Raw genomic sequence first — 5901 nt, forward strand, 5'->3', positions numbered from 1 at the left:
CTTTCATGTCTCCAAGCCCTCGGACCTGATCCCGGAACTGCAGGGGCGTTTTCCCATCCGGGTGGAGCTCAAGTCCCTGGGCAAGGAGGACCTCGTGCGGATTCTGACCGAGCCGAAAAACGCCCTGATCAAACAGTACATGGCCATGCTCGGGACAGAAGGGTTCCATCTCACCTTCACCACGGACGGCATCGAAGAGATCGCGGTCATCGCCACTCAGGTGAACGAGCAGTCCGAAAATATCGGAGCGAGAAGGCTCTACACGATTCTGGAGAAGCTTCTTTCCGATATTTCCTTCAACGCCCCGGATGCAGAGACCCGGGAGTCGGTCATAGACAGACAGGCAGTCCGTCAGTGCCTGAAGGATATCGTGCAGAACCAGGACCTGTCGCGGTATATTCTGTAAAAAGATGAGAATGAAACCACAGAGGGGGATAGAATTTATACACAGCGTCATAAGCAAACGACACCTTGTCATTCCCCGACTCGATCGGGGAATCCAGCTATTCAAACTGGATTGTCCGGTCAAGCCGGACAATGACAAACAGCCTAAAACTTTGGTCATTCTGTATAATATACTTTGAAGATAATGCACAATCATTTAAGACGTTGAGTATAAATCTTGTCTATCCTTATTAATATTCAAGGATTTCTCTGTGGTTAGGTTTCGGCAATGCGATGAAATGAGCCGAGGAAAATCATGAAAAAATTTCTGCGGACCGCCGACGTTCTGATCGAGGCCCTCCCCTATATCCGGAGGTTTGAGGGAAAGACCATCGTCATCAAGTACGGCGGGAGTGCCATGATCAACGAGGAGTTAAAAAGGGTCTTTGTCCTGGACATCATCCTCATGAAGTATGTGGGAATCCACCCGGTGATCGTGCACGGCGGAGGCCCCCAGATCGGCAAAATCATGAAGAAGATGGGGAAGATCCCGAAGTTCATCCTGGGCCAGCGGGTCACGGATGAGGAGACCATGGACATCGTCCAGATGGTCCTCGGCGGCAAGATCAACAAGGATATTGTTTCTCTGATCAATAACAACGGCGGAAAAGCCGTGGGGCTGACCGGCAAGGACGGCCGCATGATCAGGGCAAAGAAGATGATCGTGAAAAAGCCCTCTCCTGAGACCGGGGTCCCGGAGATCATCGACCTGGGCAAGGTCGGAGAGGTGGAGGAGGTCAACCCGGAGATCATCCGGGTGACCGAGCAGAGCGGATTCATCCCGGTCATCGCCCCTGTCGGAGAGGGGGAAAACGGGGATTCGTATAATATCAATGCCGACCTGGCGGCTGGAAGCATCGCGGCAGCCCTTTGTGCCGAAAAGCTGATCCTGCTGACCGACGTTCCCGGGATCCTAAACAAAAAGGGGCAACTGGTCCAGACGGCGACCAAGAGTCAAATCGAGCGGATGAAAAAAGATGGAACCATCACATCGGGCATGCTCCCCAAGGTCACGGCCTGCTTCAATGCCTTGAACGCCGGTGTGTGCAAGGCGCACATCATTGACGGACGGCTCAAGCATGCCGTGCTGCTGGAGCTCTTTACCCGGGGAGGCGTGGGCACCGAGATCATCCTGAACAGGAACCGGAAGAAGAAATGATGGTCTAAAGGGAGGAGAGAAATACTCGAAAACCTGAAGACCCAGGTATTCATTCCCTCTCCCTTTGATGGGAGAGGGTGAGGGAGAGGGTGGGCAATACATCGTTTCACCCTCCCCTTAGTCCCCTCCTCTATGAGCCGTTGGCCCCGAGCCATAGGCCATCGAGGGAGGGGAGATCAGGAGTTCTCTCCTATGCCGGGGAGCGAAGTATCCCTCGTCCCAAGGTCGGAGATGGGAATCTGAAGAAGCGGACCATGAAAATACCAACGCAGCAGCAGATCATCGAAGCCTCGGAGAAGTATCTGATGAAGACCTATGCCCGGGTTCCCGTGGCGCTTGTCCGGGGCGAGGGGAGCAGGGTCTTCGACGCGGACGGAAAGAGCTATATTGACTTTCTGGCCGGCATTGCCGTAAACGGGCTGGGGCACGGCCATCCTGCGCTCCTGCAGGCGATCCAGGAACAATCCAAAAAGCTCCTGCACGTCTCCAATCTGTACCATATCGAACCTCAGGCCGAGCTGGCCCGCCTTCTGGTCGAGCATTCGTTTGCAGACAAGGTCTTTTTCTGCAACAGCGGGGCAGAGGCCAACGAGGCCGCGATCAAGCTGGCACGGAAGGCAGCGAAAGACCGGGGGGAGCCGGATCGGTTCGAGATCATCACCATGACGCAGTCCTTTCACGGCAGGACCCTGGCCACGCTCACGGCCACGGGACAGGAAAAGTTTCACAAGGGGTTTGAGCCGCTTGTGCCTGGGTTCCGGTATATTCCCTTCAACGACATCCGGGCCGCGGAAAAGGCCGTTGACGGCAAAACCTGCGCTGTCCTGGTGGAGCCGGTGCAAGGAGAAGGGGGGATCAATGTGGCAAGTCTTGACTATCTGCCGGCCCTTCGGTCCATCTGTGAAAAACGCGGCGCCCTCCTGATTTTTGATGAAGTGCAGTGCGGCATGGGGAGAACGGGCCGGCTCTTTGCCTGCGAACATTTCGGGGTCTGGCCCGATATCATGACCCTGGCCAAATCCCTGGCCGGAGGGATCCCCATCGGGGCCATGCTGGCCCGGGATGAAGTCGCCAAGAGCTTCACGCCGGGGACGCACGCCTCCACCTTCGGAGGCAATCCCCTATCCTGTGCAGCCGGTATCGCGGTGATGAAGACACTCCTCTCCCCCGGGTTCATGGAAAACGTAAAGGCCCGTTCAGATTATTTTCAGGGGCGGCTGCTCAAAATCAAGGAGACCCATCCGGTCATCCGGGAGATCCGCGCCCTCGGACTCATGATCGGGATGGAGATCACGGTTGAGGGTGCGCCGATAGTCAAGGCCTGCATGGAAAAAGGATTCCTGATCAACTGCACCAACGGCAATGTGCTCCGGTTCCTGCCTCCGCTGATCATCAGGGATGAGGAGATCGATCTGCTCATGGAGGCGCTGGACGAGATTTTTCAAGTCGGAGATTTCGCTTTAAAATAAGGATCATCTCCAAAAGAGTGGGTGAAAACATAAGGGGTCAAGGGGTCGAGGATTCGAGGGGTCAAGTGAAGTGCTTTTCAAGACTTGAGGGTCCGAGGGTCCAAGGATTCAAGGGGCCGAGTGAAGTGCTAAAAACATCAGAGGTCAAGGGTGCCGGTGTTTTTCTCTGGAGATTTTGCTTGCGTTTCAGTATTTCACTTGAACCCTTGAACCCTGGAACCCTTGGATCCTTTTTATCTACTAAATGGTAGAAGAACCTAAAATAATGATGTGTGGCCTTTGCAATTTGCTGAGAGCTTGTATATGAAAAAAGACCTTTTATCCCTTCATCACCTGAGCCGAGAGGATATCGAGCTGATCCTGGAGAGGTCCGCAGGCCTGAAAAAAAAGCACAAGGCCGGCATCCCCTATCAGCCTCTCCTCGGGAAATGCCTGGGGATGATCTTTGAAAAGTCCTCCACGAGGACGAGGGTCTCCTTCGAGGTGGGGATCCTTCAACTCGGCGGCCATGCCCTGTTTCTGAGTTCCAAAGATCTCCAGCTCGGACGCGGGGAGTCCATTGCCGATACCGCCAAGGTCCTTTCCCGCTACATCGACGGGATCGTCATCCGGACCTATAAACAGTCGGACGTGGAGGAGCTGGCCAAAGTAGCCGATATCCCCGTGATCAACGGACTGACCGACCTGCTCCATCCCTGCCAGACCCTGGCCGACCTCTTCACGATCAGGGAACGGATCGGGTCCCTTGAAGGGTTCAAGGCAGCCTATATCGGCGACGGAAACAATATGGCCAACTCCTGGCTGCACGGCGCGGCCAAACTTGGAATCCACCTCTCCGTGGCCTCGCCTCCGGGGTATGGGCCTGATGCGACGGTCGCCCGTGAGTCCATAGAGGAGGCCCGGCATACGGGGGCCAGGATTCTGATCACCCAGGACCCCGTGGAGGCGGTGACCGGGGCCCGGATTATCTCCACCGATGTCTGGACCAGTATGGGACAGGAAAAAGAACATGACCAACGGCTGAAGGCCTTCAGAAAATACCAGGTCAATGACGCATTAACAAGACATGCAGATCCCGGCTACCTGTTCATGCACTGCCTCCCGGCTCACCGGGGTGAAGAGGTCACAGGCGAGATCATCGACGGACCGCACTCCGTGGTCCTGGATGAGGCGGAGAACCGGCTCCATACCCAGAAGGCCGTGCTGGAACTTTTAATGGGAGAGATGAGGAAATGAAGAAGAAGATCCGAAAGATCGTGGTCGCCTACTCCGGCGGTCTTGACACGTCCGTGATCGTACGCTGGATCAGGGAGACCTACAAGTGCGAGGTCATCACCTTTACCGCCGATCTCGGGCAGGGAGAAGAGCTCACGGGGATCGAGGAAAAAGCCAGAGAGACCGGGGCCTCCAAGGCTGTTGTTTCGGATCTCCGGGAAGAGTTTGTTCGTGACTATGTGTTTCCGGCCCTGCAGGGGAACGCCGTGTACGAGGGAGGTTATCTCCTGGGAACCTCCCTGGCCCGGCCGCTGATCGCCAAATACCTGATCCGGATCGCGGAACAGGAAGGGGCCGATGCCATTGCGCACGGGGCCACGGGTAAGGGAAACGACCAGGTCCGATTTGAGCTTTCGGCTTATGCCCTGAACCCTGAGATCCGCGTGGTGGCCCCCTGGCGGGAATGGGACATGAATTCCCGTGAGGCCCTGATCGCCTATGCCAAAATCCGTTCGATCCCGGTCCCCGTGACCAAGCAAAGGCCCTACAGCAGCGACCGGAATCTCTTTCACATCAGTTTTGAGGGGGGGATCCTGGAGGATCCCTGGTCTCCGCCGCCCGAGGACATGTTTGTCCTCACGGTCTCACCGGAGAAGGCCCCGGACACTCCCGAAATCGTGGAGATAGACTTTGTTGACGGGATACCCACCGCCGTAAACGGCAAGGCCCTTTCCCCGGCTGCGCTTCTGTCCGAACTCAACCGTCTCGGCGGCATCCACGGCATCGGACGACTGGACCTGGTGGAGAACCGTTTCGTGGGGATGAAGTCCCGGGGAGTCTACGAGACGCCGGGCGGAACCATCCTGCATACCGCCCACCGGGCCGTGGAGTCGATCACCATGGACCGGGAGGTCATGCACTTAAGGGACGCCCTGATCCCCAAGTTTGCCGAGCTGATCTACAATGGGTTTTGGTTCTCCCCGGAAATGGATCTCCTGAGAAAGACCATGCAGGAGGCGCAGCGAGGCGTCACGGGCACGGCCAGGCTCAAGCTCTACAAGGGGAACTGTACAATACTGGGGAGGAAATCGGACCGGTCTCTCTATCATCCCGGATACGCGACCTTTGAGGCGGATCAGGTCTATAATCAGCAGGATGCTGAAGGATTCATCAAGCTCAATGCCCTCAGGCTCCGGATCCGCAAGATGAGGGAGAAGTAGATCCATAAAATTGCGGATTCTTGCTGGTTCCCTTAGTGGTCCAGTTCGTAAATATGGTAACGTACCGACTTGTACTCGGTTTACCGGTAGAGGGTCGCAAGGCGGTTTCATCTCCGCGCGCGACTGAGGCGTACCCCCCTGGTACACCGCAAGGAGCGGAACGGAGAGAAGGCCGCCTTGCGGCCCTCGAATACTACCGTATTTACGAATACGGCCGCTTAGCATCTTAATTTTTTTTTGGTTCATCTCCAAAAGAGTGGGTGAAAACATCAGGGGTCAAGGGGTCAAGGATTCCAGGGGTCAAGTGAAGTGCTTTTCAAGACTTGAGGGTCCGAGGGTCCAAGGATTCAAGGGGCCGAGTGAAGTGCTAAAAACATCAGAGGTCAAGGGTGCC

General features: G+C 56.0%; 4 protein-coding genes and 1 pseudogene. All 5 read left to right on the forward strand.

Annotation, left to right across the window (positions count from 1 at the left end):
* The 5 genes and pseudogenes from AUK29_05705 to AUK29_05725 all read left to right on the forward strand — a co-directional run bounded on the left by AUK29_05705 (window position 1) and on the right by AUK29_05725 (window position 5507).
* A pseudogene (locus tag AUK29_05705) lies at window positions 1-406 on the forward strand (HslU--HslV peptidase ATPase subunit).
* 294 nt (window positions 407-700) lie between these two features.
* The gene (locus AUK29_05710; GenBank protein ID OIP63929.1) at window positions 701-1603 is read left to right on the forward strand and encodes an acetylglutamate kinase; all 903 of its coding nucleotides are present in this window, start codon (window positions 701-703) and stop codon (window positions 1601-1603) included.
* 254 nt (window positions 1604-1857) lie between these two features.
* Window positions 1858-3072: an aspartate aminotransferase family protein gene (locus AUK29_05715; GenBank protein OIP63930.1), complete on the forward strand. Its 1215-nt coding sequence runs from the start codon at window positions 1858-1860 to the stop codon at window positions 3070-3072.
* Between the two features lie 303 nt (window positions 3073-3375).
* Window positions 3376-4308 carry an ornithine carbamoyltransferase gene (locus AUK29_05720; protein OIP63931.1) on the forward strand — a complete coding sequence of 311 codons (933 nt, stop codon included), beginning with the start codon at window positions 3376-3378 and terminating at the stop codon, window positions 4306-4308.
* Window positions 4305-5507: an argininosuccinate synthase gene (locus AUK29_05725; GenBank protein ID OIP63932.1), complete on the forward strand. Its 1203-nt coding sequence runs from the start codon at window positions 4305-4307 to the stop codon at window positions 5505-5507. The genes AUK29_05720 and AUK29_05725 overlap by 4 nt, the downstream gene beginning before the upstream one ends.
* The last annotated feature ends 394 nt before the right edge of the window (window positions 5508-5901 follow it).

The organism is Nitrospirae bacterium CG2_30_53_67, from assembly GCA_001873285.1.
Lineage (GTDB): Bacteria > CG2-30-53-67 > CG2-30-53-67 > CG2-30-53-67 > CG2-30-53-67 > CG2-30-53-67.